The sequence below is a fragment of the Pseudolabrys sp. genome, from assembly GCF_050250095.1.
Classification (GTDB): Bacteria; Pseudomonadota; Alphaproteobacteria; order Rhizobiales; family Xanthobacteraceae; genus Pseudolabrys.
The window spans coordinates 826,315-850,246 of sequence record NZ_JBFWPH010000001.1; the positions used below are offsets into that span (position 1 = coordinate 826,315).

Here is a 23,932-nt window from a genome sequence, read left to right on the forward strand (position 1 = left end):
GGACGTTTGAACGGAAGAAGCGCCCCCGCAGGACTGCGGCGGATGGCGCAATTCCGTTTTGCGCGTGGGAAAAATTTCCCGCGTGAAAAATGCCGGGCCGGAAGGCCGGGTGGAATTCAAGGGCGAGATGCCCGCAACGAAGGTCACGAAGGCGAAAGATGCCGACGATCAACCAGTTGATTGCCCAGCCGCGCAAGCCGCTCAAGGCGCGCAACACCGCTCCGGCTTTGCAGAACTCCCCGCAGAAGCGTGGCGTCTGCACCCGCGTCTATACGACGACGCCGAAGAAGCCGAACTCGGCGCTGCGCAAGGTGGCGAAGGTTCGTCTGACCAACGGTTTCGAAGTGATCGGTTACATCCCGGGTGAGGGGCATAACCTGCAGGAGCACTCGGTGGTGATGATCCGCGGCGGCCGCGTGAAGGATCTGCCGGGCGTTCGCTATCACATCCTGCGCGGCGTGCTCGACACGCAGGGCGTCAAGAATCGCAAACAGCGCCGTTCGAAATACGGCGCGAAGCGTCCGAAGTAAGGGGTCACGACATGTCCCGCCGCCATTCCGCCGACAAGCGCGAAATTCTTCCCGATCCGAAGTTCGGGAACGTCGTGGTCACCAAGCTGATGAACTCGATCATGTATGCCGGCAAGAAGTCGGCGGCCGAGTCGATCGTCTACGGCGCCTTCGACATGATCGAGGGCAAGACCAAGCAGAGCCCGCTCAACGTCTTCCAGCAGGCGCTCGACAACGTGATGCCGACCATCGAAGTGCGCTCCCGCCGTGTCGGCGGCGCCACCTACCAGGTTCCGGTCGAAGTGCGCACCTCGCGCCGTCAGGCGCTCGGTCTGCGCTGGATCATCTCTGCCGCGCGCGAGCGCAACGAAAAAACGATGATGGAGCGGCTCTCGGCGGAGCTGCTCGATGCGTCGAACAATCGGGGAAATGCCGTCAAGAAGCGCGAAGACACGCACAAGATGGCGGAAGCCAACCGCGCCTTCTCGCACTATCGCTGGTAACGCGTCGTCAAAAAAACGAACGCTAAGGAATCGCTATGCCCCGCGCTCATGCAATCGAGAACTACCGCAACTTCGGCATCATGGCCCACATCGATGCGGGCAAGACGACGACGACCGAGCGGATTCTCTATTACACCGGCAAGAGCCACAAGATCGGCGAGGTGCACGAAGGCGCCGCGACGATGGACTGGATGGAGCAGGAGCAGGAGCGCGGCATCACCATCACGTCGGCCGCGACCACCGCGTTCTGGAACGGCAAGCGCCTGAACATCATCGACACTCCCGGCCACGTCGACTTCACCATTGAGGTCGAGCGTTCGCTGCGCGTGCTCGACGGCGCCGTCGTCGTGCTCGACGGCAACCAGGGCGTCGAGCCGCAGACCGAGACCGTCTGGCGCCAGGGCGACAAGTACAAGGTTCCGCGCATCGTCTTCGCCAACAAGATGGACAAGACCGGCGCCGATTTCTTCAAGTGCCTGTCCGACATCGTCGACCGCCTCGGCGCGAAGCCGGTTGCGATCCAGCTGCCGATCGGCGCGGAGAGCAACTTCAAGGGTCTTGTCGATCTCGTGACGATGAAGGGCATCATCTGGAACGACGAGTCGCTGGGCGCCAAGTTCGATTACGTCGACATCCCGGCGGATATGGTCGATCAGGCCAAGGAATATCGCGAGAAGATGATCGAAGCCGCCGTCGAACTCGACGACGACGCGCTGACCGCGTTCCTCGACGGCAAGGAGCCGGACGAGGCGACGCTGAAGAAGCTTCTCCGCAAGGCTGTCATCACCGGCGCCTTCTATCCGGTGCTGTGCGGCTCGGCCTTCAAGAACAAGGGCGTACAGCCGCTGCTCGACGCCGTCGTCGATTATCTGCCGTCGCCGCTCGACGTGCCGGCGATCAAGGGCATCGACCCCAACAAGGAAGGCGAGGAGATCATCCGCGAGCCGAAGGACGATGCGCCGATGTCGCTGCTCGCCTTCAAGATCATGGACGATCCTTTCGTCGGCACCATCACCTTCTGCCGCATCTATTCGGGCGTGCTGTCGTCGGGTACCGGCGTCATCAATTCGACGAAAGAGCGCAAAGAGCGCATCGGCCGCATGCTGCTGATGCACGCGAACAACCGCGAAGACATCAAGGAAGCCTATGCCGGCGACATCGTCGCGCTGGCCGGCCTGAAAGAAACCCGCACCGGCGATACGCTGTGCGATCCGGACAAGCCGGTGATCCTCGAGAAGATGGAATTCCCGGACCCGGTCATCGAGATCGCGATCGAGCCGAAGTCGAAGGCCGATCAGGAAAAGCTCGGCGTCGCGCTGGCGAAGCTCGCCGCGGAAGACCCGTCGTTCCGCGTGTCGACCGACCAGGAGTCGGGCCAGACCATCCTCAAGGGCATGGGCGAACTGCACCTCGACATCAAGGTCGACATCCTCAAGCGCACCTACAAGGTCGACGCCAATATCGGCGCGCCGCAGGTGGCGTTCCGCGAGAAGATCACGCAGAGCGCCGAGGTCGATTACACGCACAAGAAGCAGACCGGCGGTACCGGCCAGTTCGCCCGCGTCAAGATTGTCGCGGAGCCGACGGTTCCCGGCGCGCCGTTCGAGTTCGTCAACGACATCATCGGCGGTTCGGTGCCGAAGGAATTCATCCCGGGCGTCGAGAAGGGCCTTGAGTCCGTGCTCGGTTCGGGCGTGCTCGCCGGCTTCCCGGTGGTCGATCTCAAGGTGACGCTGGTCGACGGCAAGCATCACGACGTCGACTCCTCGGCGCTGGCGTTCGAAATCGCGGCGCGTGCCGCGCTGCGCGAAGCCATGCAGAAGGGCAAGCCGGTGCTGCTCGAGCCGATCATGAAGGTCGAGGTGGTGACGCCGGAGGATTACACCGGCTCCGTCATCGGCGACCTCAACTCGCGGCGTGGCCAGATCCAGGGCCAGGACATGCGCGGCAACGCCAATGTCATCAACGCCATGGTTCCGCTGATGAACATGTTCGGTTACGTCAACAACCTGCGCTCCATGTCTCAGGGGCGCGCTACCTTCACCATGCAGTTCGATCACTATGCCGAACTGCCCGCCAACGTCTCTGCCGAAGTGCAGAAGAAGTTTGCGTAACGCATCCGGTCGTTAACGAATAAGGATCTGAACGGAGAGTCCGATGGCCAAAGAGAAATTCAACCGTAGCAAGCCGCACTGCAATATCGGTACGATCGGTCACGTCGACCACGGCAAGACGTCGCTGACGGCCGCGATCACCAAGGTGCTGGCGGAGACCGGCGGCGCGACCTTCACCGCCTACGACCAGATCGACAAGGCGCCGGAAGAGAAGGCGCGCGGCATCACCATCTCGACCGCGCACGTCGAGTACGAGACCGCGAACCGCCACTACGCGCACGTCGACTGCCCCGGCCACGCCGACTACGTGAAGAACATGATCACCGGCGCCGCGCAGATGGACGGCGCGATCCTCGTCGTGTCGGCTGCCGACGGCCCGATGCCGCAGACCCGCGAGCACATCCTGCTCGCCCGCCAGGTCGGCGTGCCGGCGATCGTCGTGTTCCTGAACAAGTGCGACATGGTCGACGATCCGGAACTGCTCGAGCTGGTCGAGCTTGAAGTCCGCGAGCTGCTGTCGAAGTACAATTTCCCGGGCGACAAGATCCCGATCATCAAGGGTTCGGCGCTCGCCGCCCTCGAAGACAAGGACCCGAAGCTCGGCAAGGAAGCCGTGCTTGAGCTGATGAAGGCGGTCGACGAGACCATCCCGCAGCCGGAGCGTCCGAAGGATCAGCCGTTCCTGATGCCGGTCGAAGACGTGTTCTCGATCTCGGGCCGCGGCACCGTTTGCACCGGCCGTGTCGAGCGCGGCATCATCAAGGTCGGCGAGGAAGTCGAGATCGTCGGCATCAAGCCGACCGTCAAGACGACTGTCACCGGCGTCGAGATGTTCCGCAAGCTGCTCGACCAGGGCGAAGCGGGCGACAACATCGGCGCGCTGCTGCGCGGCACCAAGCGCGAGGAAGTCGAGCGCGGCCAGGTGCTCTGCAAGCCTGGCTCGGTGAAGCCGCACACGAAGTTCAAGGCCGAGGCCTACATCCTGACGAAGGAAGAGGGCGGCCGTCACACCCCGTTCTTCACCAACTATCGTCCGCAGTTCTATTTCCGCACGACCGACGTGACCGGCATCGTGCACCTGCCGCAGGGCACGGAAATGGTGATGCCGGGCGACAACGTGTCGATCGAGGTCCACCTCATCGTTCCGATCGCCATGGACGAGAAGCTGCGCTTCGCCATCCGCGAAGGCGGCCGCACCGTCGGCTCGGGCGTTGTCGTGAGCATCATCGAGTAAGACTTCAAGACGCCGTGGCCGGGTGTAACAGCCCGGCCACCGGCTCTGTATCGACGGAATTTGCATTCGTGGCCGCCGGGCGCTGTTGCCGGGCATGACCACCGAGAGAAACAAAGATGAACGGCCAGAATATCCGGATCCGGCTCAAGGCGTTCGATCACCGCATCCTCGATGCGTCGACGCGCGAGATCGTGAACACGGCCAAGCGCACCGGCGCCCAGGTCCGCGGTCCGATTCCGCTGCCGACGCGGATCGAGAAGTTCACGGTGAACCGCTCGCCGCACATCGACAAGAAGAGCCGCGAACAGTTCGAGATGCGCACGCACAAGCGCCTTTTGGACATCGTCGACCCGACGCCGCAGACCGTGGACGCGCTGATGAAGCTCGACCTCGCCGCCGGCGTCGACGTCGAGATCAAGCTGTAAGGTTAGGGGACTGACGATGCGCAGCGGAGTGCTCGCACAGAAGCTCGGGATGACGCGGGTGTTCACCGAAGCCGGTGAGCACGTCCCGGTCACCGTTCTGCGCCTTGCGCAGTGCCAGGTGATCGCTCATCGCACCAAGGACAAGAACGGCTACGTCGCGCTGCAGCTCGGTTCGGGCGAGCGCCGTGCCAACAACATGATCAAGTCCGACCGCGAATATTTCGCCAAGGCCAAGATCGAGCCCAAGCGCAAGCTTGCCGAGTTCCGCGTTAGCGACGACGCGGTGATCCCGGTCGGCGCCGAAATCACCGCCGACCACTTCGTCGTCGGTCAGTTCGTCGACGTCACGGGCACCTCGATCGGCAAGGGCTTCGCCGGCGGCATGAAGCGCTGGAATTTCCGCGGCCTGCGCGCCACGCACGGTGTGTCGATCTCGCACCGTTCGATCGGCGGCACCGGCGGCCGTCAGGATCCCGGCAAGACCTTCAAGGGCAAGAAGATGCCCGGTCACCTCGGCGACGAGCGCGTGACCACGCTCAACCTGAAGGTCGTGCAGACCGACGTCGAGCGCGGCCTGCTGCTGGTCGAAGGTGCGATCCCCGGCGCCAAGGGCGGCTGGATTCGCGTCCGCGACGCGGTGAAGAAGAAGCTGCCGAAGGACGCGCCGAAGCCGGGCAAGTTCAAGCTCGCCGACGAAGGCAAGGCTGCGCCGAAGTCGGATGCGAAGCCCGCCGAGGCGGCGCCCGCCGAAGCAGCGCCTGCCGAGAAGGAGGGCGCATAACATGGACATGAAGATCACCACCCTCGAGGGCAAGGAAGCCGGCTCCGTCAAGCTGTCGGACGAGATTTTCGGCCTCGAGCCGCGCTCGGACATCCTGCAGCGTTGCGTCAACTGGCAGCTCGCCAAGCGCCAGCGCGGCACGCACAAGACCAAGATGCGCGGCGAGATCGCCAAGACCACCAAGAAGATGTACCGCCAGAAGGGCACCGGCGGCGCCCGTCACGGCGCCCAGACCGCGCCGCAGTTCCGCGGCGGCGGCAAGGCCTTCGGCCCGATCGTGCGCAGCCATGCGTCCGAGCTGCCGAAGAAGGTGCGCGCGCTCGCGCTCAAGCATGCCCTGTCGTCGAAGGCGAAAGAGGGCGGCCTGGTGCTGATCGACAAGGCGTCCATCAAGGAAGCCAAGACCAAGGCGCTGCGCGCCCAGTTCGACAAGCTCGGTTTCGAGAGCGCGCTGATCGTCGACGGCGCCGAACTCGAGGCAGGCTTCCAGTCGGCCGCGCGCAACATCCCGAATATCGATGTGCTGCCGGTTCAGGGCATCAACGTCTACGACATTCTCCGCCGCAAGAAGCTCGTGCTGACCAAGGCGGCGGTCGAAGCGCTGGAGGCGCGGTTCAAATGAGCACCAGCGATCCTCGCCATTACGACGTGATCCTGTCGCCGGTCATCACCGAAAAGTCGACGGTGGCGTCCGAGCAGAACAAGGTCATGTTCAAGGTCGCGCCCAACGCGACCAAGCCGCAGATCAAGGAAGCGGTCGAGAAGCTGTTCGATGTCAAAGTGAAGTCGGTCAATACGCTGACGCGCAAAGGCAAGATGAAGGTGTTCAAGAACACCCGCGCCCAGCGTTCCGACGTCAAGCGCGCGATCGTGACTCTCGAAGAGGGTCACCGCATCGACGTGACCACGGGTCTGTAGAGGCAAGGCGATGGCACTCAAGACATTCAAACCCACGACGCCGAGCCAGCGCCACCTGGTGATCGTCGACCGTTCGGGCCTCTACAAGGGCAAGCCGGTCAAGGCGCTGACCGTTGGCAAATCCTCGTCGGGCGGCCGCAACAACAACGGCCGTACCACCGTCCGCTTCCGCGGCGGCGGTCACAAGCGTTCGCTGCGCACCATCGACTTCCGCCGCAGCAAGCACGACGTGCCGGCGACCGTGGAGCGGCTGGAATACGATCCGAACCGCACCGCGTTCATCGCGCTGATCAAGTATCAGGACGGCGAGCAGGCCTATATCCTGGCGCCGCAGCGTCTCGCGGCCGGCGACACCGTCGTCGCCGGGCAGAGCTGCGACATCAAGCCGGGCAACGCGATGCCGCTCAGCAGCATCCCGGTCGGCACCATCGTTCATAACGTCGAGCTGAAGATCGGCAAGGGCGGGCAGATCGCGCGCTCCGCCGGCGCCTATGTTCAGATCGTCGGCCGCGATGGCGACTACGTCATCATCCGCCTGAACTCGTCGGAACAGCGCCTCGTCAACGGCCGCTGCATGGCGACCATCGGCGCGGTGTCGAACCCCGACCACATGAACACGACGATTGCCAAAGCCGGCCGTCAGCGCTGGAAGGGCCGTCGTCCGCATAACCGCGGTATCTCGATGAACCCGGTCGACCACCCGCACGGTGGCCGCACCAATGGCGGCGTTCAGTGGACGACGCCTTGGGGCTTCCCGACCAAGGGCAAGAAGACCCGCAAGAACAAGCGCACCAAACGGTTCATCCTGTCGAGCCGTCACGACCGCAAGAAACAGAAGTAGGACGAGAGATATGTCCCGTTCGGTTTGGAAAGGCCCCTTCGTCGACGGCTTTCTGCTCAAGAAGGCAGAGACCGCGCGCGCGTCCGGCCGCCACGATGTGATCAAGATCTGGAGCCGCCGCTCGACCATCCTGCCGCAGTTCGTCGGGTTGAACTTCGGCGTCTACAACGGCCAGAAGCACATTCCGGTGCTGGTGACCGAGGAGATGGTGGGACACAAATTCGGAGAGTTCGCGCCGACGCGGATTTTCCACGGCCACTCGGGCGACAAGAAAGCCGTCAAGAAGTAGCCGCAAGGAACATTGAGAGAGCACGATCATGGGCAAGAGCTCGCGCGAGCGCGTACTCGCTGACAACGAAGCCAAGGCGGTGACCCGGAACATCCGGATCAGCCCGCAGAAGCTCAATCTTGTCGCGCAGCTGATCCGCGGCAAGAAGGCCGCGACGGCGCTCGCAGATCTGGAATTTTCGCGCAAGCGCATCGCCAGGGATGTGCGCAAGTGCCTGGAGTCGGCGATCGCGAACGCCGAAAACAACCATGACCTCGACGTCGACGATCTCGTCGTCGCCGAGGCCCATGTCGGCAAGTCGCTGGTCATCAAACGTTTTGCGGCCCGCGGTCGCGGCCGCATGGGTCGTATTTTCAAGCCGTTCTCGCACCTGACGATCGTGGTTCGTCAGGTCGAAGCCGCCAAGGCCTGAGGAGAACTCGATGGGTCAAAAGGTCAATCCGGTCGGGCTGCGCGTCGGCATCAACCGCACCTGGGACTCGCGCTGGTACGCGGGCAAGAACGATTACGGCTCGCTGCTGCATGAGGACATCAAGATCCGCAGCGCGCTGATGAAGGAGCTGAAGCAGGCCGCCGTCGCGCGCATCGTGATCGAGCGCCCGCACAAGAAGTGCCGCGTCACCATCCACTCGGCGCGTCCGGGCGTGGTGATCGGCAAGAAGGGCGCCGACATCGAGAAGCTGCGCAAGACGGTGGCGAAGATGACCGACAGCGACGTCGTCATCAACATCATCGAAATCCGCAAGCCGGAGCTCGACGCCCAGCTCGTTGCCGAGTCGATCGCGCAGCAGCTCGAGCGCCGCGTCGCCTTCCGCCGCGCGATGAAGCGCGCCGTGCAGTCGGCGATGCGTCTCGGCGCCGAGGGCATCCGCATCAACTGCTCGGGCCGTCTCGGCGGCGCCGAAATCGCGCGCATGGAGTGGTACCGCGAAGGCCGCGTTCCGCTGCACACGCTGCGCGCCGATGTCGACTACGGCGTCTCGACCGCCTTCACCACCTACGGCACCTGCGGCGTCAAGGTCTGGATCTTCAAGGGCGAGATCCTCGAGCACGACCCGATGGCGCAGGACAAGAAGCTTTCCGACAGCGATGCCGGCCGTCCGCGCCGCGACAGCGCGGCGTAAGCGGGGAGCCAGAACGGATTTAAGTCATGCTGCAACCGAAACGCACCAAGTTCCGCAAGGGCTTCAAGGGCCGCATCCACGGCGTCGCCACCTCCGGCGTCACCCTGGCGTTCGGCCAGTTCGGCCTCAAGGCGCTGGAGCCGGAGCGCGTCACCGCCCGCCAGATCGAGGCGGCGCGCCGTGCGCTCACCCGCCACATGAAGCGCGCCGGCCGCGTCTGGATCCGCGTGTTCCCGGACGTTCCGGTGTCGAAGAAGCCGATTGAAGTGCGCATGGGCAAGGGCAAGGGCAACCCGGAGCTTTGGGTCGTCCGCGTCAAGCCCGGCAGGATCCTGTTCGAGGTCGATGGCATTCCGCTCGGCTTGGCCAAGGAAGCGCTGGCGCTCGCCGCCGCGAAGCTCCCGGTCAAGACCCGGTTCATCGAACGCATTGCCGAGTAACGACGATGAAAGCAGCCGACATCCGGGCGATGACGTCCGACCAGATCGACGACGAAGTGCTCAAGCTCAAGAAGGAGCAGTTCAACCTGCGCTTTCAGCGGGCGACCGGGCAGCTCGAGAACACCTCGCGGGTGCGCGCCGTGCGGCGCGACATCGCGCAACTGAAAACCATCGCCGCGCAGAAGCGCGCCGCGGCGAAAGCGAAAGAGTAAGGGGCCGAAAGATGCCGAAGCGTACGCTCTATGGCGTCGTCGTCAGCGACAAGCAGGACAAAACCGTTGTCGTGCAGGTCGAACGGCGCTTTACGCACCCCACGATGAAGAAGACCGTGCGTCGGTCCAAGAAGTATCACGCGCACGATGAGAAGAACGAATACAAGGTCGGCGACGCGGTCTACATCGAAGAGCGCAAGCCGTTGTCGAAGCTCAAGCGCTGGGAAGTGATTGAGCTTTACAAGCGGGCTTCGCAGTAAGCGGTCGCGGAAACAGAACACGAAAGACGAGAGTGGCATCATGATCCAGATGCAGACCAACCTCGATGTGGCGGACAACTCCGGTGCGCGCCGCGTCATGTGCATCAAGGTGCTCGGCGGCTCGAAGCGCAAGTACGCCACCATCGGCGACACGATTGTCGTCTCGGTGAAGGAGGCGATCCCGCGCGGCCGCGTGAAGAAGGGCGAGGTGATGAAGGCGGTCGTCGTCCGCATCGCCAAGGACATCAAGCGCGCCGACGGTTCGGTCATTCGCTTCGACCGCAACGCCGCCGTGCTGATCAACGCGCAGGCCGAGCCGGTCGGCACCCGTATCTTCGGGCCGGTGCCGCGCGAATTGCGCGCCAAGAACCACATGAAGATCATTTCGCTCGCGCCGGAGGTGCTGTGATGGCCGCGAAGATCCGCAAGGGCGACAAGGTCGTCGTGCTCGCCGGCCGCGACAAGGGCCGTTCGGGCGAGGTGATCGAAGTGCGCCCGGCCGCCGCCCAGGCGCTGGTGCGTGGCGTCAACATGGTCAAGCGCCACCAGAAGCAGACCGCCCAGCAGGAAGGCGGAATCATTTCCAAGGAAGGCCCGGTCCACCTGTCGAACCTCGCGATCGCCGATCCGAAGGACGGCAAGGCGACCCGCGTGGGCTTCAAGTTTGTGGGCGAGGGCGCCGACCGCCGCAAGGTGCGCGTGTCCAAGCGCTCGGGAGTTGAGATCGATGGCTGAGACCGACAAAACCGCGCTGGCGAAGCAGGAAGCCAAGGCCGAAAAGAAGGCCGCTGCGGCCGCCAAGGCCGAGGCGAAGTCTTCGCCGAAAAAGCCGCGTGAACGCTCGACCTATGTCGCGCGCCTGCGCACGCATTTCGACAGCGAAATCCGCGCCCGGCTGACCAAGGAATTCAATTACGCGAACCCGATGCAGGTTCCGGTCATTACCAAGGTGGTGCTCAACATGGGCATCGGCGAGGGCGTGGCCGACCGCAAGAAGGTCGACAACGCCGCCGGCGACCTGACGCTGATCGCCGGCCAGAAGGTCGTCATCACCAAGTCGCGCAAGTCGATCGCGACCTACAAGCTGCGTGACGGCCAGGCCATCGGCTGCAAGGTCACGCTGCGCAAGGCGCGGATGTACGACTTCCTCGACCGCCTGGTGAACATCGCGCTGCCGCGCGTGCGCGACTTCCGCGGTCTCAACCCGAAGAGCTTCGACGGCCGCGGCAACTACTCGCTCGGCATCAAGGAACACATCATTTTCCCGGAGATCGACTTCGACAAGGTCACCGATGTCTGGGGTCTCGACATCACCGTTTGCACGACCGCGCGCACGGACAAGGAAGCCCGCGCGCTGCTCGATGCGTTCAATTTCCCGTTCCGGCAGTGAGCCAGCGCGCTCATACGCGGAACCGTTAAGGAGCTGATGAATGGCCAAGAAGAGTTCGGTCGAGAAGAACAACCGGCGGCGCAAGATGGCGAAGCAGTTCGCCGGCCGCCGCGCGAAGCTGAAGGCGATCCAGATGGACAAGAAGGCGTCGATGGAAGATCGATTCGCCGCCGGTCTGAAGCTCGCCGAGCTGCCGCGCAACTCGTCCAAGACGCGCGTCCGCAACCGGTGCGAACTGTCCGGCCGCCCGCGCGCCTATTACCGCAAGCACAAGCTCAGCCGTATCGCGCTGCGCGAGCTTGGCTCCAAGGGGCTCATTCCGGGCCTCGTGAAGTCGAGCTGGTGAGGAGGGGCGCATGGCTGTGAACGATCCGATCGGCGACATGATCACACGCATCCGCAATGCGCAGATGCGGAACAAGTCGAAGGTCAACATGCCGGGCTCGCGGCTGCGCGAGCGCGTGCTCGAAGTGCTCAAGAGCGAAGGCTATATCCGCGGCTATACCTCGACTGCGCATACCAATGGCCGCTTCGAGCTTGAGATCGAGCTGAAGTATTTCGATGGCGCTCCGGTCATCCGCGAAATCGAGCGGGTGTCGAAGCCGGGCCGCCGGGTCTACACCTCCGTCAAGGCGCTGCCGCGCATCAATAACGGCCTCGGCATTTCGATTCTGTCGACGCCGAAGGGCGTGATGGCCGATCACGCGGCGCGCGACGCCAATGTCGGCGGCGAAATCATCTGCACGGTGTTCTGATGTCACGCGTAGGCAAACGAGCTGTGGCTGTCCCGACTGGCGTTACCGCCAGCGTCGAAGGGCAGACCGTCAAGATCAAGGGTCCGAAGGGCGCGATGGCGCTCGTCGTTCCCGACGACGTCGCCGTCGTCATGGACAAGGGCGCGATCAAGCTCGATCCGCGCAACGAGACCAAGAAGGCCCGTGCGCTGTGGGGCACCTCGCGCGCCAACGTCGCCAATCTGGTCCAGGGCGTCACCAAGGGCTTCGAAAAGAAGCTCGAGATCAACGGCGTCGGTTACCGTGCCGCGGTCGCCGGCAAGACGCTGCAGTTGCAGCTCGGCTACTCGCACGACGTGAACTATCTGATCCCGGAAGGCATCACGATCGCGACGCCGAAGCCGACCGAGATCGTCGTCACCGGCATCGACAGCCAGAAGGTCGGTCAGGTCGCCGCCGAAATCCGCGAATACCGCGCGCCGGAGCCCTACAAGGGCAAGGGCGTGAAATACGCAAACGAATATATCTTCCGCAAGGAAGGCAAGAAGAAGTAACGGAGCCCGAGATGTCGAGGGAAGCCATTCGGACTGCGCGGCGCAAGGACAGCGTTCGCCGCAACGTCAAGCGGGCCGCGCATGGGCGCGTTCGCCTGTCGGTGCACCGCTCGTCCAAGCACATCTATGCGCAGGTGATCGACGACGTGAAGGGCGTGACTGTCGCCGCCGCGTCGACGATGGAAAAGACCATGCGCGACGGCGGCAAGACTGGCGCCAACATCGAGGCCGCCAAGGCGGTCGGCAAGCTGGTCGCGCAGCGCGCCGTCGAGAAGGGCATCAAGGAAGTCGTGTTCGACCGCGGCTCTTATCTTTATCACGGCCGCATCAAGGCGCTGGCCGACGCCGCCCGCGAGGGCGGACTTAACTTCTGATTGGACCATAACGCATGGCACATGAACCCCGACGAGATCGTGAACGCGGCGGCCGCGACCGGCAGGAGCGCGACAGCGAGTTTGTCGACAAGCTCGTGCACATCAACCGCGTCGCCAAGGTGGTGAAAGGCGGCCGGCGTTTCGGCTTCGCCGCGCTGGTCGTGATCGGCGATCAGAAGGGCCGGGTCGGATTCGGCCACGGCAAGGCGCGCGAGGTTCCGGAAGCCATCCGCAAGGCGACCGACGCCGCCAAGCGCGGCCTGACGCGCGTGCCGCTGCGTGAAGGCCGCACGCTGCATCACGACGTTTACGGCCGTCACGGCGCGGGCAAGGTGTTCCTGCGCGCGGCGCCTCCCGGCACCGGCATCATCGCCGGCGGCCCGATGCGCGCCGTGTTCGAGACGCTCGGCATGCAGGACGTCGTCGCCAAGTCGCTCGGTTCGTCAAATCCCTACAACGTCGTGCGCGCCACCTTCGACGCGCTCAAGCACCAGGATTCGCCGCGCTCGGTCGCCGCGCGCCGCAATCTGAAGGTGTCGACCCTGCAGTCGCGCCGCCGCGAGGGCGACGCCGAACAAGTGGCCGAGTAAGCGTTATGGCGAAAGCATCCAAGACCATCAAAGTCGAGCAGGTCGGCAGCCCGCTGCGCCGCGACGGTGCGCAGCGCAAGACGCTGATCGGGCTCGGGCTCAACAAGATCGGCCGCTCGCGTGATCTGCCGGACACCCCGGAAACGCGCGGCATGATCCGCAAGGTGCATCACCTGGTGCGGGTCGTCGAAGGCTAAGAGGACGTCATGAAACTCGACAACATCGCCGACAATCCCGGCTCGCGCCACAAGCGCACCCGCATCGGCCGCGGCATCGGTTCGGGCCGCGGCAAGACCGGCGGCCGCGGCGGCAAGGGCCAGACCGCGCGCTCCGGTTACCGCAACAAGGGCTTCGAAGGCGGCCAGATGCCGCTGCATCGCCGCCTGCCGAAGCGCGGCTTCCGCAACACCTCGTTCGCGGTGAAGCTCAACGAGATCAATCTCCGCGACGTGCAGGAAGCGATCGATGCCGGCACGCTCGATGCCAAGAACCCGGTCGACGTCGCCGCGCTGGTGAAGGCCGGCGTGCTTCGCCGCGAGAAGGGTGGCGTCAAGCTGCTCGGCAGCGGCGAGCTGAAGGCCAAGGTCGACTTCTCCGTGTGGCGCGCCTCGAAGTCAGCGATCGCGGCGGTCGAGAAGGCCGGTGGTTCGGTCAAGATCCTGGCGCCCGCCAAGGAAGAGGATGCCGAGCCCCGCGGCAAGAACAAGCGCGCGGCGCTCGAAGCCACCAAGGGTGGCGACAAGAAGGCCGGCAAAGGTGCCGATAAGGGCGCGAAGAAGAAGGCCGACAAGGGCGGCGACGACGCCGAGTGATGCCTATATGAGGCTTCGTGCAGTGGGGCGCGCAAGCCAAGCGGAGCGGTGAATGGTCTCGGCAGCGGAACAACTGGCATCCAATCTGAATTTCGCGGCGCTCGCCAAGGCCGACGAACTCAAGAAGCGCATCTGGTTCACGCTGGGTGCGCTGCTCGTTTATCGGCTCGGCACCTATATCCCGCTGCCCGGCGTCGATCCGTCCGCCTGGGACCAGATCTTCCGGACCCAGTCCGGCGGCATTCTCGGCATGTTCAACATGTTCTCCGGTGGCGGCATCCACCGGCTGGCGATCTTCGCCCTGAACATCATGCCTTACATCTCTGCCTCGATTATCATTCAGCTTCTGACCACCGTGTCGCCGACGCTTGAGCAGCTCAAGAAGGAAGGCGAGGCGGGCCGCAAGGTCATGAACCAGTACACCCGGTATCTCACCGTGGTGCTCGCTGTGTTCCAGGCTTACGGCATCGCGGTCGGCCTCGAAGGCGCCGGCAATGTGGTGTCCGCGCCCGGCATGTTCTTCCGCATCTCGACCGTCATCACGCTGACCGGCGGCACCATGTTCCTGATGTGGCTCGGCGAGCAGATCACCTCGCGCGGCATCGGCAACGGCATCTCGCTCATCATCATGGCGGGCATCGTCGCGGAGCTGCCGTCGGCGATTGCCGGCACACTGGAACTCGGCCGTCAGGGCGCGCTGTCGACCGGCCTCATCCTGATCATCATGCTGATGGCGGTTGCCGTCATCGCCTTCATCGTTTTCATGGAGCGCGCCCAGCGCCGCCTGCTGATCCAGTATCCCAAGCGCCAGGTCGGCAACCAGATGTTCGAAGGGCAGAGTTCGCATCTGCCCCTGAAGCTCAACACCTCGGGCGTCATCCCGCCGATCTTTGCGTCGTCGCTGCTGCTGCTGCCGACCACGGTTGCGAACTTCAATGCGGGGCAGGGGCCGGGCTGGCTCACCACGCTGACGACCTTCCTCGGCCACGGCCGGCCGGGCTTCCTGATCCTTTACATCGCGCTGATCGTGTTCTTCGCGTTCTTCTACACGGCGATCGTGTTCAATCCGACCGAGACCGCCGACAACCTGAAGAAGCACGGCGGCTTCATTCCGGGCATCCGGCCGGGCGAGCGCACCGCCGAATACATCGACTATGTGCTGTCGCGCATCACGGTGGTCGGTGCGATCTATCTCGCCATCGTCTGTATCATTCCGGAAATCCTGATTTCCTACGCGGCGGTGCCGTTCTACTTCGGCGGCACTTCGCTGCTGATCGTCGTCAGCGTGACGATGGATACGGTCGCGCAGGTGCAGGGCTATCTGCTCGCGCACCAGTATGAAGGCCTCATCAAGCGCTCGAAGTTGCGAGGCCGCAAACGATGAGGCTGATACTGCTCGGGCCGCCGGGGGCCGGAAAGGGCACGCAGGCACAACGACTGGTTCGCAAGCACGGCATCGTGCAGCTGTCGACCGGCGACATGCTGCGCGCGGCGGTCGCCGCGCAGACGCCCGTGGGCTTGCAAGCCAAGGATCTCATGGCGGCCGGCAAGCTGGTGCCGGACGAGGTCGTCGTCGCCATCATCGCAGACCGCATCGGCGAGCCGGACGCGCGCCGCGGCTTCATCCTCGACGGCTTTCCCCGCACGGTGGCGCAGGCCGAAGCGCTGGAAAAGATTCTGGCCGAGCGCGGCCTCGAATTGGATGCCGTGGTCGAGTTGAAGGTCAATGAAGACATCCTCGTGCGCCGCATCGAGAGCCGCGTCGCGGAGATGACCGCGCGCGGCGAGAAGTTGCGCGCCGACGATAATCCTGCGGTGCTGAAGGATCGTCTCGCCGCCTACCGGGCGCAGACCGCGCCGCTGTCGAGCCACTATGCCGGCAAGGGCATGCTGAAGACCGTCGACGGCATGGCGCCGATCGAGGAGGTCGCCGCCGCGATCGATCGTATCCTCGGCCGCGGCAAGGCTGCCGCGCCGTCCTCGCGCCGCCGTCCGGCCGGCCGCAAGCCCGCCCGCAAGCGTCCGGCGGCCCGCAAGGCCGCTGCCGCCCGCAGGGCGGTCGGCAAGAAGTCCGCGGCGAAGAAGGCGGCCCGGAAGGGTGCCAAAAAGGGACGGAAAAAGGCGGTTTCGGCCGCCAAACGCGCCAAAACCGCCAAGCCGGCCCGTAAATCGGCCGCCAAATCCGCCGTGAAGCGGCGCAAGGCGGGCCGCAAAAGCGCCCGCAAGGCATCCAGCCGCCGGAGGTTGACGAAACGGCGATGAATGCCCTAATAACACGCCTATCAACGAGTCTGACGCGATGCCGGGCCCCGGAAGCAGGGGAGGGTGTCGTGTTCTGCGTTGCGTTAAGCCCTTCAAGGGACAACAGAATTTATGCCCACCGGTGCATGGTTCGCTAACAGGACCGTCCGGTAACAGGAGAGACTACCCGTGGCTCGTATCGCTGGTGTGAACATCCCGACCAACAAGCGCGTGGTCATCGCGCTTCAATACATCCACGGGATTGGGCAGAAAAATGCCCAGGACATCATGACCAAGGTGAATCTGCCGCCGGAGCGTCGCGTGTCGCAGTTGACCGACGCCGAGGTGCTGCAGATCCGCGAGATCATCGACCGCGACTACATGGTCGAAGGCGATCTGCGCCGTGACGTGGCGATGAACATCAAGCGGCTGATGGATCTCGGCTGCTACCGTGGCCTGCGTCACCGCAAGGGCCTCCCGGTCCGCGGCCAGCGCACCCACACCAACGCCCGCACGCGCAAGGGTCCGGCCAAGACCATCGCTGGCAAGAAAAAGACCGTCTGAGTTTTAGGAACAGGGATGGCCGGGACCGTTGGGGTTTCCGGCCGCGAGAGGACTACGAATGGGCAAGGAAGCCACCCGCGTCCGCCGCCGCGAGCGCAAGAACATCGCGTCCGGCGTCGCGCACGTGAATGCGTCGTTCAACAATACCATGATCACCATCTCGGACGCGCAGGGCAACACGATTGCCTGGTCGTCGGCCGGCACGATGGGGTTCAAGGGTTCGCGCAAGTCGACGCCTTATGCCGCGCAGGTCGCGGCCGAAGATGCCGCCAAGAAGGCGCAGGAACACGGCATGCGCACGCTCGAAGTCGAGGTTTCCGGTCCGGGTTCGGGCCGTGAATCGGCGCTGCGCTCGCTGCAGTCGGCCGGCTTCACGATCACCTCGATCCGCGACGTGACGTCCATTCCGCATAACGGCTGTCGGCCGCGCAAGCGCCGGCGCGTCTGATTTTCGATTGCGACGGGCCCCGAGGGGTCCGCCTCCGCCGACATTCTTCCCACACGGCGGGTGGGGTGCGCGGGGCAGGCCGCGCGATATGATGGGTGAACACGTGATCCAGAAAAACTGGCAGGAATTGATCAGGCCGAACAAGTTGCAGGTCACGGCGGGCAGCGATGCGTCGCGCACGGCCACGATGGTGGCCGAGCCGCTCGAGCGCGGCTTCGGCGTGACGCTCGGCAACGCGCTTCGCCGCGTGCTGCTGTCGTCGCTGCAAGGCGCCGCGGTGCAGTCCGTCCACATCGACGGCGTGCTGCACGAATTCTCCTCGATCGCCGGCGTGCGCGAGGACGTGACCGACATCGTCCTCAACATCAAGGACATCGCCATCAAGATGCAGGGCGAAGGCCCCAAGCGCATGGTGGTGAAGAAGCAGGGTCCCGGCACCGTCACCGCCGGCGACATCCAGACGGTCGGCGACGTCGTGGTGCTCAATCCGGAACTCGTGCTGTGCACCCTCGACGAGGGCGCCGAAATCCGCATGGAATTCACCGTCAACACCGGCAAGGGCTACGTCGCCGCCGAGCGCAACCGCCCGGAAGACGCGCCGATCGGCTTGATCCCGGTCGACAGCCTCTATTCGCCGGTCCGCAAGGTCTCCTACAAGGTCGAGAATACCCGCGAGGGCCAGATCCTCGACTATGACAAGCTCACGCTGACCGTCGAGACCAACGGCGCGGTCACGCCGGACGACGCGCTCGCCTATGCCGCGCGCATCCTGCAGGACCAGCTCAACGTCTTCGTGAACTTCGAGGAGCCGCGCAAGGAACAGGCCGTGGAGTCGATCCCGGACCTCGCCTTCAACCCGGCCTTCCTCAAGAAAGTGGACGAGCTGGAATTGTCGGTCCGTTCGGCGAACTGCCTGAAGAACGACAACATCGTCTACATCGGCGACCTCGTGCAGAAGTCGGAAGCGGAAATGCTCCGCACCCCCAACTTCGGCCGCAAGTCGCTCAACGAGATCAAGGAAGTGCTGGCGCAGATGGGCCTCCACCTCGGCATGGAAGTGCCGGGCTGGCCGCCGGAGAACATCGAAGAGCTCGCCAAGCGCTTCGAGGATCACTACTGAGTCTCTGTCATTCCGGGCGGCGCGTGAGCGCCGAACCCGGAATCCAGAAACTGATATTGCGCCTGTTGCTGGATTCCGGATCGCTGCTTTCGCAGCGTCCGGAATGACAGGGCGGGAAGATCGGGCGAACGCAGGAAGCCCACCTGCAACTTCCGACGAACCGTCGGGACACTGAAGAAGGAAACGTAACAATGCGTCACGGCAAGGTTCACCGGAAGTTCAACCGCACGGCGGAGCATCGCAAGGCGATGTTCGCCAACATGTGCGCCGCGCTGATCAAGCACGAGCAGATCATGACGACGCTGCCGAAGGCGAAGGATCTTCGCCCGGTGATCGAGAAGCTGATCACGCTCGGCAAGAAGGGCGGCCTGCACGGCCGCCGCCAGGCGATCTCGCAGATCCGCGACGTCGCGATGGCCAAGAAGCTGTTCGACGTGCTCGGCCCGCGCTACAAGGACCGCAACGGCGGCTACACCCGCATCATGAAGGCGGGCTTCCGCTACGGAGACAACGCGCCGCTCGCCGTGATTGAATTCGTCGACCGCGACGTCGATGCCAAGGGTCTCGACTCCGGCCCGGTGCAGGAAAAGAAGGTCGAGGCGGACGAGGCCGCCACCGCTTGATGCGGGCCTCCATCGCAACATTCGCAAAGGCGGCGCTCGGCGCCGCCTTTTTGCTGTGGGCTGGTATTTCGATGCCGCAAGCGTCCGACTCCGCCGCCGACCGCGCGCTGATCGTCGCCGCGATCAACGGCGATCTTGCCGCCGTGAAGAAGGCGCTGAAGGACGGCGCGACCGTCGACGTCCGCGACATTCGCGGCCGCACCTCGCTGCTGATCGCCACCCATCGCAACGAGCCGGCCATCGCGCGCGTGTTGATCGAGGCCGGCGCGAACCCGAACATCAAGGACAATATCCAGGACAGCGCGTTTCTCTATGCCGGCGCGGAGGGGCGCAATGCGATCCTCAAGGCCATTCTCGACACTGGCAAGGCGGACCTCGCGAGCACGAACCGCTACGGCGGCACGGCGCTGATCCCGGCGGCGCATCACGGCCACCCGGAGACCGTGAAGATCCTGCTGCGCACGGCGATCGACAAGGATCACGTCAACAATCTCGGCTGGACCGCGCTCTTGGAGGCCGTGATCCTCGGCGACGGCGGCAAGGTCCACACTGACATTGTGCGCATGCTGGTCAAGGCGCGGGCGAGCCTGAACATCGCCGACCGCGACGGCGTCACGCCGCTCGGCCATGCCAAGCGGCGCGGCTACACGGAAATCGCGAAAATCCTCAGCGACGCCGGCGCGAAGTAGCGCGGCCCGTCAGGCCTTCGTCAGCAGTTCGCCGACGGCGCGATGGCCTGCGTCGATTGCGCTGTGGGCATAGGCGCTCCACTCGGAGTCGGAGTTTGCGATCGCCACGTTGCCGGCCTTGCGGCGTGCCAGTGCCGAAGTGGCCGCGAATTCGTCGTCCTTGTCGAACAGCGAGTTTTGCGCGTAGGCGTAGCCGTGCGACCAGCGGTTGACGGTAATCGCCGCGATGTCACGCCCGCTCGAGAAGCCGCCGGGGCCAAGCATGCGGTCGAGATCGCCGCGCACATGCTTCTCGATCTCCTCAAAACTCATGTCGAGCAGCTTCTGGCGGCCGATGCGGAACTGGTCGCGCGCTTCCAGTCCCTGATGGGGTTCGCCCGGCACATGCACCATGTGGATGCAGATCGGCTTGTCGGGGTCGCGCGGATGGCGGTAGCCGCCGAGATCGACGGGATAGTCGAGCTTGACCCGGCAGTGAAACGACATCGGCGCGGAAATCTCGTGCACCTTGAGTGTCGCCCAGGGACGCCAGTTGCGCGTGACGACATTGGTATAGACCAGCGGCGCCTTGACGTTCTTCGCGAGCGCGTCGCGCTGCTCCTGCGGCAGTTCCGGCATCAGGTAGGGGACGATCATGTTGAAGCAGGCGAGCACGACATGCTTTGCGCCCGCGCGCACGAGCTTGTCGTCCTTCACGTAGGCGATCTCCGTGCCGCCGCCGCTGTTGCGAACATTGACGCAGGTCGAGTTGAGCCGGATGCGCACCGGCTGCGAGGGGCGGTCGAGCGCGGCATAGTCGAACCGCGCCAGCACGATGTCGTCCATGCCGGGTGACTTGCCCTTGTGCTTCGGCGTGACGCCGGGCACCAGATCGCGCGCCAGAAGCCGGGCAATCGAGGCGTTGCCGTCGGGGAAGTGATAAATATAGGGCTCGGTCAGTTCCGCGTTCTGCTCGTGCGGCAGGCCGAGGCCGGCAAAGCCCGGATAGCCGGTCTCCATCGCGTCATAGGCCGGCACCGCGTCGCAGCCGAGCGCGAAAAAATCGAGCGTGCGGCCCTGGAAGCAGTTGGCGACCTCCTCGGAGACGCCGCAGATCTTGATCAGGTAATCGCGATAGCTGGTGGATTTCAGCACGGCGATCTTCTCGGCCGCCGGCTTGCCGGACAGCGGATCGGTCTTTTGCTCGTAGAGGCCGAGCAGTTCCGCCTTGCTCTTGTCGGAGATCGGAAAGCCGGCGATGAAATCGCGCAGCGGCCTGGCGTTGAGCAAATCGGGGGTCAGGTCGTCGGCCACCATCGTCATCGGGTCGCCGGTGACAAGCGTGTCGCGGCCGAACGTCTCCTTGCCGAAGAACATTGCGCGCGACAGGCCGAGCGAGGGATAGAAGCGGCGGTCGAACGCCTTGTCGAACCGTGCGACGTCGATGCCGAGCCGGCGCACCAGCCGTTTCGCCACCGCGCTGTATTCCGCCTTCGGCGATTGCATGGATTCGCTGCCGCCGTAGCCGATCAGCAGGTTGCCGTCGGCGGTGAACTCGTTGCGCTTGGCGTGGCCGCCGAAATCGTCGTGATTGTCGAGGATGAGGATGCGCGCCTTGCCTCCGGCGCGCTCGCGGTAGAACCACGCCGCCGCAAGCCCGCTGATGCCGCCGCCGACCACGATCAGGTCGTAGCGCTCGGTCACCGGCACGCCGTCGAGCTTGAAATCCTCGCCGTCGCGCAATTTGTGAGCGGCCTCGAATGAGCCCGGATGATGCCCGCGCAGGCCGGTGAGGGCGGGAGGATAGGGGGACGGCGTCTGCGCGAGAAGCTGCGCCGGCGTGAGCCCCGACGCCATCGTCAGGGCGACGCCATTGAGGAAGTCTCGGCGGTCTATCCCGTCGATCATGTCTCAAGCGTAACGGGCGCCGGCGTTGCGCGCCAGCGCCCTTTTATTCGCGGTCGGCCGGCGGCGTCGCGGTGAGGAATCTTCAAGCCTGCCGAACCCTCACGCCTCTGCCCGCCGCCACGGCGCGATGCGCTTCTCCAGCCATTTGGCGCCGTTCGTCAGCGTCACGCCGAGGAACATCAGCGTGATCACCGGCACGAAGGTTTTGTCCATCTCGAACACATTGGCGTATTTCGTCACCATGAAGCCGAGGCCGGAAATCGTGGTGTAGAACTCCGCGATGATCATGCCGACGAGGCCGCGGCCGATCGCGAGGCGGATGCCGGCGGCGATATAGGGCAAGGCGAAGGGCAACAGCACGTCCTGCCACACCGCCCGCTCGCTGGAGCGGAACGAGCGCGCCACCTCGATCAGGTTACGGTCGACCTCGCGCACGCCCTGATAGGTGTTGATGATGATCGGGAACACCGCGAACAGGAACACGACGATGATCTTGGCCTTCAGATAGATGCCGAACCACAGCACCAGCACCGGCACCAGCGCGACCATCGGCGTGGCGTAAAAGGCGTTGATCGGCAGGTCGAGCGCCCAGTCGAGCTGGCGTACCCGCGCCATCGCGACCGCGAGCGGAATGCCGATCAGGATCGCGAAGCCGAGGCCGAACACCAGCACTTCGAGGCTCTGGCCGAGGAAGTAGGGCAATTCGCCGTTGAGCGTCAGCGTTGCGAAGGCGACGGCGATCTTCGAGGGGTAGGTGAAGAAGATAGGGTCGATCGACGGCCCGGTCAGTTCCCACACGCCGAGGATCAGCGCCAGCGCGCCGTAGCGAAAGAAGGCGCGCCGCTGCCAGAATGGCGGCGGCGCGGTCTTGGCGGTGGCTGCGGGCGCAGCCGTGTTCACGGCCCGGGCGTCGTTGACGGCGCTCATTGTCGATCTCCTCGGACGCGGTCCGCGCGGGCAGGCTAGGCGATCAGAAGGCAGCCGACGGGCACTTCGGGCCCTTCCACTCGCCGAGATCGGCGATCGCCTTCTTGGCGAAGGAGGCGTCGATCATGTCCTCGTAAGACGGCGTCTTGCCTTTCTCGATATTGCCGACCCGCGTCATCAAACCGGCGGTGAAGTCGAACCGCTCCTTGTTGAGGCCGGAATTGGCGTCCCAGATGCACTCCTTCACCATGAAGTCGTAGGTGTCGGAAATGACCTTTTCGGGATAGCCGGTGTGCTTGACCATGATCGGCAGCACCTTGGCCTTGTCGTTGTAGATGATGCGCGTCGCTTCCATCGTCGCGGTGACGAAGGCCTGCATGGCCTTGGCCTTGTCCTTGATGGTCTTTTCGCTGGCGACCGCGACGGTGTAGACCGTCTTCGGCTGGATCTCCCACATGCGGGCGATCGCGTGCAGCGTCGGCACCTTGCTCTTGGCGAGCATTTCCTGCTCGACATGCAGGATCGCGGTATCGACCTGGTTGGCGACCAGCGCCGGCACGTCCTCGGTCGCAATCGAGACGAAATTGGCTTCCTTCGGATCGACCTTGGCGGCGCGCAGCACCGACTTCGAGATGATGTCGGCGAAGCCGCCGGGCTCCTGGATGCCGATGCGCTTGCCCTTGAGATCGGCCATCGTCTTCACGTTGTCGCGCACGACCATCGAGGCTTCGAACTTGTAGAGGTTGGCCGAGAGAATCTTGGTCGGAGCGCCTTTCGATTTGCCGACCGCCGACACCGAACCGGGTGCAAGGCCGACATCGATGTTGCCGGCGAGCACGCCGCGGAACACATGCACGCCGCCGGGCAACGCCACGGTCTTCACGGTGATGCCGTACTTCTTGTAGAGGCCGAGGTCCTGCGCGACGACCACCGGCATATGCACGACGTTCGGCGGGCTGGTCGGCAGGCCGACGGTGATTTCCTGCTGCGCCGCGGCGATGCCGGGCGCGGCAACGAAGCCGGCAAGCGCCATAAGCGGCGCAAGAAACGCTGCGCGAAGACGTGTCATGAAATCCTCCCTGTTGGGCCGTTGTCTGGATGCCGCGGCGGTTATGCGCCTGCGGTCCGGCCCGGCCGTTTGTTCCTCATCCTCAACCGCCGGTCTTGTTGCGGGCGCATCAAACGCCGCGTGCCGGCTGGATGCAGCGATCATGGCAGATTATCCCGGGCCTTTCGAGTGGGCGGGTTGGCGTGCGCTGCAAAATTTCCGTTTCGGTTTCGGGAATAACGTTGTGCGGTCACATCGGGGAGCGTGGCGGCGGTATCATT

35 protein-coding genes are annotated in these 23,932 nt (G+C 64.4%); 32 read left to right on the top strand and 3 right to left on the bottom strand.

Annotation, left to right across the window (positions count from 1 at the left end):
• Positions 1 to 158 precede the first annotated feature (158 nt).
• The 32 genes from rpsL (at position 159) to AB7F10_RS04215 (ending at position 19,789) form a co-directional block, all read left to right on the top strand.
• Positions 159 to 530: a 30S ribosomal protein S12 gene (rpsL, locus tag AB7F10_RS04060; RefSeq protein WP_428557556.1), complete on the top strand. Its 372-nt coding sequence runs from the start codon at positions 159 to 161 to the stop codon at positions 528 to 530.
• An 11-nt stretch (positions 531 to 541) separates the two neighbouring features.
• Positions 542 to 1,012 carry a 30S ribosomal protein S7 gene (rpsG, locus tag AB7F10_RS04065; protein ID WP_428557555.1) on the top strand — a complete coding sequence of 157 codons (471 nt, stop codon included), beginning with the start codon at positions 542 to 544 and terminating at the stop codon, positions 1,010 to 1,012.
• 35 nt (positions 1,013 to 1,047) lie between these two features.
• Complete coding sequence (fusA, locus tag AB7F10_RS04070) at positions 1,048 to 3,126, top strand: elongation factor G (RefSeq protein WP_428557554.1); 2,079 nt, start codon at positions 1,048 to 1,050, stop codon at positions 3,124 to 3,126.
• A 43-nt stretch (positions 3,127 to 3,169) separates the two neighbouring features.
• A complete protein-coding gene (gene tuf, locus AB7F10_RS04075; protein WP_428557553.1) occupies positions 3,170 to 4,360 on the top strand; it encodes an elongation factor Tu in 1,191 nt (396 codons plus the stop codon).
• Between the two features lie 116 nt (positions 4,361 to 4,476).
• Positions 4,477 to 4,785, top strand: a complete 309-nt coding sequence (gene rpsJ / locus AB7F10_RS04080) for a 30S ribosomal protein S10 (protein ID WP_326863391.1) — start codon at positions 4,477 to 4,479, stop codon at positions 4,783 to 4,785.
• 16 nt (positions 4,786 to 4,801) lie between these two features.
• Entirely contained in the window at positions 4,802 to 5,566 is a 765-nt protein-coding gene (gene rplC / locus AB7F10_RS04085) for a 50S ribosomal protein L3 (RefSeq protein ID WP_428557552.1), read from the top strand.
• A gap of 1 nt (position 5,567) precedes the next feature.
• On the top strand, positions 5,568 to 6,188 hold the full coding sequence (gene rplD / locus AB7F10_RS04090; RefSeq protein WP_428557551.1) for a 50S ribosomal protein L4: 621 nt from the start codon (positions 5,568 to 5,570) through the stop codon (positions 6,186 to 6,188).
• Positions 6,185 to 6,484, top strand: coding sequence for a 50S ribosomal protein L23 (locus AB7F10_RS04095; protein WP_428557550.1), 300 nt, complete (start codon positions 6,185 to 6,187; stop codon positions 6,482 to 6,484). Before rplD ends, AB7F10_RS04095 begins: the two co-directional genes overlap by 4 nt.
• 10 nt (positions 6,485 to 6,494) lie before the next feature.
• Entirely contained in the window at positions 6,495 to 7,325 is an 831-nt protein-coding gene (rplB, locus tag AB7F10_RS04100; protein ID WP_428557549.1) for a 50S ribosomal protein L2, read from the top strand.
• A 10-nt stretch (positions 7,326 to 7,335) separates the two neighbouring features.
• The gene (rpsS, locus tag AB7F10_RS04105; protein WP_428557548.1) at positions 7,336 to 7,614 is read left to right on the top strand and encodes a 30S ribosomal protein S19; all 279 of its coding nucleotides are present in this window, start codon (positions 7,336 to 7,338) and stop codon (positions 7,612 to 7,614) included.
• A 28-nt stretch (positions 7,615 to 7,642) separates the two neighbouring features.
• Positions 7,643 to 8,026, top strand: coding sequence for a 50S ribosomal protein L22 (gene rplV, locus AB7F10_RS04110; RefSeq protein ID WP_428557547.1), 384 nt, complete (start codon positions 7,643 to 7,645; stop codon positions 8,024 to 8,026).
• A 10-nt stretch (positions 8,027 to 8,036) separates the two neighbouring features.
• Complete coding sequence (gene rpsC / locus AB7F10_RS04115) at positions 8,037 to 8,738, top strand: 30S ribosomal protein S3 (RefSeq protein WP_428557546.1); 702 nt, start codon at positions 8,037 to 8,039, stop codon at positions 8,736 to 8,738.
• A gap of 26 nt (positions 8,739 to 8,764) precedes the next feature.
• A complete protein-coding gene (gene rplP / locus AB7F10_RS04120) occupies positions 8,765 to 9,178 on the top strand; it encodes a 50S ribosomal protein L16 (protein ID WP_428557545.1) in 414 nt (137 codons plus the stop codon).
• 5 nt (positions 9,179 to 9,183) lie between these two features.
• Positions 9,184 to 9,390, top strand: a complete 207-nt coding sequence (rpmC, locus tag AB7F10_RS04125; RefSeq protein WP_428557544.1) for a 50S ribosomal protein L29 — start codon at positions 9,184 to 9,186, stop codon at positions 9,388 to 9,390.
• Positions 9,391 to 9,401: 11 nt separating this feature from the next.
• Positions 9,402 to 9,650, top strand: coding sequence for a 30S ribosomal protein S17 (gene rpsQ, locus AB7F10_RS04130; protein ID WP_428557543.1), 249 nt, complete (start codon positions 9,402 to 9,404; stop codon positions 9,648 to 9,650).
• Positions 9,651 to 9,690: 40 nt separating this feature from the next.
• Positions 9,691 to 10,059, top strand: a complete 369-nt coding sequence (rplN, locus tag AB7F10_RS04135; protein ID WP_428557542.1) for a 50S ribosomal protein L14 — start codon at positions 9,691 to 9,693, stop codon at positions 10,057 to 10,059.
• Positions 10,059 to 10,385 carry a 50S ribosomal protein L24 gene (gene rplX, locus AB7F10_RS04140; protein ID WP_428557541.1) on the top strand — a complete coding sequence of 109 codons (327 nt, stop codon included), beginning with the start codon at positions 10,059 to 10,061 and terminating at the stop codon, positions 10,383 to 10,385. Before rplN ends, rplX begins: the two co-directional genes overlap by 1 nt.
• Positions 10,378 to 11,040 (top strand): 50S ribosomal protein L5, encoded by a 663-nt coding sequence (gene rplE, locus AB7F10_RS04145; RefSeq protein WP_428557540.1) that lies wholly within the window; start codon positions 10,378 to 10,380, stop codon positions 11,038 to 11,040. The genes rplX and rplE overlap by 8 nt, the downstream gene beginning before the upstream one ends.
• 40 nt (positions 11,041 to 11,080) lie before the next feature.
• Positions 11,081 to 11,386, top strand: coding sequence for a 30S ribosomal protein S14 (gene rpsN / locus AB7F10_RS04150; protein ID WP_428557539.1), 306 nt, complete (start codon positions 11,081 to 11,083; stop codon positions 11,384 to 11,386).
• Positions 11,387 to 11,396: 10 nt separating this feature from the next.
• Positions 11,397 to 11,795: a 30S ribosomal protein S8 gene (gene rpsH / locus AB7F10_RS04155; RefSeq protein WP_428557538.1), complete on the top strand. Its 399-nt coding sequence runs from the start codon at positions 11,397 to 11,399 to the stop codon at positions 11,793 to 11,795.
• Positions 11,795 to 12,328 (top strand): 50S ribosomal protein L6, encoded by a 534-nt coding sequence (gene rplF / locus AB7F10_RS04160; RefSeq protein WP_428557537.1) that lies wholly within the window; start codon positions 11,795 to 11,797, stop codon positions 12,326 to 12,328. Before rpsH ends, rplF begins: the two co-directional genes overlap by 1 nt.
• Before the next feature lie 11 nt (positions 12,329 to 12,339).
• Positions 12,340 to 12,702 (top strand): 50S ribosomal protein L18, encoded by a 363-nt coding sequence (gene rplR, locus AB7F10_RS04165; RefSeq protein WP_428557536.1) that lies wholly within the window; start codon positions 12,340 to 12,342, stop codon positions 12,700 to 12,702.
• Positions 12,703 to 12,716: 14 nt separating this feature from the next.
• A complete protein-coding gene (gene rpsE / locus AB7F10_RS04170) occupies positions 12,717 to 13,292 on the top strand; it encodes a 30S ribosomal protein S5 (RefSeq protein WP_428557535.1) in 576 nt (191 codons plus the stop codon).
• Positions 13,293 to 13,297: 5 nt separating this feature from the next.
• A complete protein-coding gene (gene rpmD / locus AB7F10_RS04175; RefSeq protein ID WP_428557534.1) occupies positions 13,298 to 13,489 on the top strand; it encodes a 50S ribosomal protein L30 in 192 nt (63 codons plus the stop codon).
• Between the two features lie 9 nt (positions 13,490 to 13,498).
• Entirely contained in the window at positions 13,499 to 14,104 is a 606-nt protein-coding gene (rplO, locus tag AB7F10_RS04180) for a 50S ribosomal protein L15 (protein ID WP_428557533.1), read from the top strand.
• Between the two features lie 52 nt (positions 14,105 to 14,156).
• Positions 14,157 to 15,488: a preprotein translocase subunit SecY gene (gene secY, locus AB7F10_RS04185; RefSeq protein WP_428557532.1), complete on the top strand. Its 1,332-nt coding sequence runs from the start codon at positions 14,157 to 14,159 to the stop codon at positions 15,486 to 15,488.
• Positions 15,485 to 16,366: an adenylate kinase gene (locus AB7F10_RS04190; protein ID WP_428557531.1), complete on the top strand. Its 882-nt coding sequence runs from the start codon at positions 15,485 to 15,487 to the stop codon at positions 16,364 to 16,366. The genes secY and AB7F10_RS04190 overlap by 4 nt, the downstream gene beginning before the upstream one ends.
• A gap of 168 nt (positions 16,367 to 16,534) precedes the next feature.
• A complete protein-coding gene (gene rpsM, locus AB7F10_RS04195) occupies positions 16,535 to 16,909 on the top strand; it encodes a 30S ribosomal protein S13 (RefSeq protein WP_428557530.1) in 375 nt (124 codons plus the stop codon).
• A gap of 58 nt (positions 16,910 to 16,967) precedes the next feature.
• Positions 16,968 to 17,357 carry a 30S ribosomal protein S11 gene (gene rpsK, locus AB7F10_RS04200; RefSeq protein ID WP_428557529.1) on the top strand — a complete coding sequence of 130 codons (390 nt, stop codon included), beginning with the start codon at positions 16,968 to 16,970 and terminating at the stop codon, positions 17,355 to 17,357.
• Positions 17,358 to 17,448: 91 nt separating this feature from the next.
• Positions 17,449 to 18,477 (top strand): DNA-directed RNA polymerase subunit alpha, encoded by a 1,029-nt coding sequence (locus AB7F10_RS04205; RefSeq protein ID WP_428558386.1) that lies wholly within the window; start codon positions 17,449 to 17,451, stop codon positions 18,475 to 18,477.
• Positions 18,478 to 18,668: 191 nt separating this feature from the next.
• Entirely contained in the window at positions 18,669 to 19,100 is a 432-nt protein-coding gene (gene rplQ, locus AB7F10_RS04210; RefSeq protein WP_428557528.1) for a 50S ribosomal protein L17, read from the top strand.
• A 71-nt stretch (positions 19,101 to 19,171) separates the two neighbouring features.
• Complete coding sequence (locus AB7F10_RS04215; protein ID WP_428557527.1) at positions 19,172 to 19,789, top strand: ankyrin repeat domain-containing protein; 618 nt, start codon at positions 19,172 to 19,174, stop codon at positions 19,787 to 19,789.
• A 9-nt stretch (positions 19,790 to 19,798) separates the two neighbouring features.
• On the opposite strand, the gene AB7F10_RS04220 is transcribed toward AB7F10_RS04215, so the two are convergent.
• From AB7F10_RS04220 to AB7F10_RS04230, 3 genes are all read right to left on the bottom strand, one after another.
• A complete protein-coding gene (locus tag AB7F10_RS04220) occupies positions 19,799 to 21,676 on the bottom strand; it encodes an NAD(P)-binding protein (protein ID WP_428557526.1) in 1,878 nt (625 codons plus the stop codon).
• 99 nt (positions 21,677 to 21,775) lie between these two features.
• Complete coding sequence (locus AB7F10_RS04225; protein WP_428557525.1) at positions 21,776 to 22,603, bottom strand: ABC transporter permease; 828 nt, start codon at positions 22,601 to 22,603, stop codon at positions 21,776 to 21,778.
• 43 nt (positions 22,604 to 22,646) lie between these two features.
• Positions 22,647 to 23,672, bottom strand: a complete 1,026-nt coding sequence (locus AB7F10_RS04230) for an ABC transporter substrate-binding protein (protein WP_428557524.1) — start codon at positions 23,670 to 23,672, stop codon at positions 22,647 to 22,649.
• Positions 23,673 to 23,932 lie beyond the last annotated feature (260 nt).

Bases quoted from the DNA above. Each gene is read 5' to 3' on its own strand.
- rpsE (WP_428557535.1), top strand. From the start codon at position 12,717: ATGGCACATGAACCCCGACGAGATCGTGAACGCGGCGGCCGCGACCGG.
- rpmD (WP_428557534.1), top strand. From the start codon at position 13,298: ATGGCGAAAGCATCCAAGACCATCAAAGTCGAGCAGGTCGGCAGCCCG.
- AB7F10_RS04225 (WP_428557525.1), bottom strand. From the start codon at position 22,603: ATGAGCGCCGTCAACGACGCCCGGGCCGTGAACACGGCTGCGCCCGCA.
- rpsK (WP_428557529.1), top strand. From the start codon at position 16,968: ATGGGCAAGGAAGCCACCCGCGTCCGCCGCCGCGAGCGCAAGAACATC.
- rplE (WP_428557540.1), top strand. From the start codon at position 10,378: ATGGCTGAGACCGACAAAACCGCGCTGGCGAAGCAGGAAGCCAAGGCC.
- rpsN (WP_428557539.1), top strand. From the start codon at position 11,081: ATGGCCAAGAAGAGTTCGGTCGAGAAGAACAACCGGCGGCGCAAGATG.
- fusA (WP_428557554.1), top strand. From the start codon at position 1,048: ATGCCCCGCGCTCATGCAATCGAGAACTACCGCAACTTCGGCATCATG.
- rpmC (WP_428557544.1), top strand. From the start codon at position 9,184: ATGAAAGCAGCCGACATCCGGGCGATGACGTCCGACCAGATCGACGAC.
- rplB (WP_428557549.1), top strand. From the start codon at position 6,495: ATGGCACTCAAGACATTCAAACCCACGACGCCGAGCCAGCGCCACCTG.
- rplQ (WP_428557528.1), top strand. From the start codon at position 18,669: ATGCGTCACGGCAAGGTTCACCGGAAGTTCAACCGCACGGCGGAGCAT.
- tuf (WP_428557553.1), top strand. From the start codon at position 3,170: ATGGCCAAAGAGAAATTCAACCGTAGCAAGCCGCACTGCAATATCGGT.
- secY (WP_428557532.1), top strand. From the start codon at position 14,157: ATGGTCTCGGCAGCGGAACAACTGGCATCCAATCTGAATTTCGCGGCG.
- rpsH (WP_428557538.1), top strand. From the start codon at position 11,397: ATGGCTGTGAACGATCCGATCGGCGACATGATCACACGCATCCGCAAT.
- rplD (WP_428557551.1), top strand. From the start codon at position 5,568: ATGGACATGAAGATCACCACCCTCGAGGGCAAGGAAGCCGGCTCCGTC.
- AB7F10_RS04230 (WP_428557524.1), bottom strand. From the start codon at position 23,672: ATGACACGTCTTCGCGCAGCGTTTCTTGCGCCGCTTATGGCGCTTGCC.
- rpsC (WP_428557546.1), top strand. From the start codon at position 8,037: ATGGGTCAAAAGGTCAATCCGGTCGGGCTGCGCGTCGGCATCAACCGC.
- AB7F10_RS04205 (WP_428558386.1), top strand. From the start codon at position 17,449: ATGGGTGAACACGTGATCCAGAAAAACTGGCAGGAATTGATCAGGCCG.
- AB7F10_RS04215 (WP_428557527.1), top strand. From the start codon at position 19,172: ATGCCGCAAGCGTCCGACTCCGCCGCCGACCGCGCGCTGATCGTCGCC.
- rpsS (WP_428557548.1), top strand. From the start codon at position 7,336: ATGTCCCGTTCGGTTTGGAAAGGCCCCTTCGTCGACGGCTTTCTGCTC.
- rpsQ (WP_428557543.1), top strand. From the start codon at position 9,402: ATGCCGAAGCGTACGCTCTATGGCGTCGTCGTCAGCGACAAGCAGGAC.
- AB7F10_RS04095 (WP_428557550.1), top strand. From the start codon at position 6,185: ATGAGCACCAGCGATCCTCGCCATTACGACGTGATCCTGTCGCCGGTC.
- rplF (WP_428557537.1), top strand. From the start codon at position 11,795: ATGTCACGCGTAGGCAAACGAGCTGTGGCTGTCCCGACTGGCGTTACC.
- rplX (WP_428557541.1), top strand. From the start codon at position 10,059: ATGGCCGCGAAGATCCGCAAGGGCGACAAGGTCGTCGTGCTCGCCGGC.
- rplC (WP_428557552.1), top strand. From the start codon at position 4,802: ATGCGCAGCGGAGTGCTCGCACAGAAGCTCGGGATGACGCGGGTGTTC.
- rpsG (WP_428557555.1), top strand. From the start codon at position 542: ATGTCCCGCCGCCATTCCGCCGACAAGCGCGAAATTCTTCCCGATCCG.
- rplR (WP_428557536.1), top strand. From the start codon at position 12,340: ATGTCGAGGGAAGCCATTCGGACTGCGCGGCGCAAGGACAGCGTTCGC.
- rplV (WP_428557547.1), top strand. From the start codon at position 7,643: ATGGGCAAGAGCTCGCGCGAGCGCGTACTCGCTGACAACGAAGCCAAG.
- rplN (WP_428557542.1), top strand. From the start codon at position 9,691: ATGATCCAGATGCAGACCAACCTCGATGTGGCGGACAACTCCGGTGCG.
- AB7F10_RS04220 (WP_428557526.1), bottom strand. From the start codon at position 21,676: ATGATCGACGGGATAGACCGCCGAGACTTCCTCAATGGCGTCGCCCTG.
- rpsJ (WP_326863391.1), top strand. From the start codon at position 4,477: ATGAACGGCCAGAATATCCGGATCCGGCTCAAGGCGTTCGATCACCGC.
- AB7F10_RS04190 (WP_428557531.1), top strand. From the start codon at position 15,485: ATGAGGCTGATACTGCTCGGGCCGCCGGGGGCCGGAAAGGGCACGCAG.
- rplO (WP_428557533.1), top strand. From the start codon at position 13,499: ATGAAACTCGACAACATCGCCGACAATCCCGGCTCGCGCCACAAGCGC.
- rpsL (WP_428557556.1), top strand. From the start codon at position 159: ATGCCGACGATCAACCAGTTGATTGCCCAGCCGCGCAAGCCGCTCAAG.
- rplP (WP_428557545.1), top strand. From the start codon at position 8,765: ATGCTGCAACCGAAACGCACCAAGTTCCGCAAGGGCTTCAAGGGCCGC.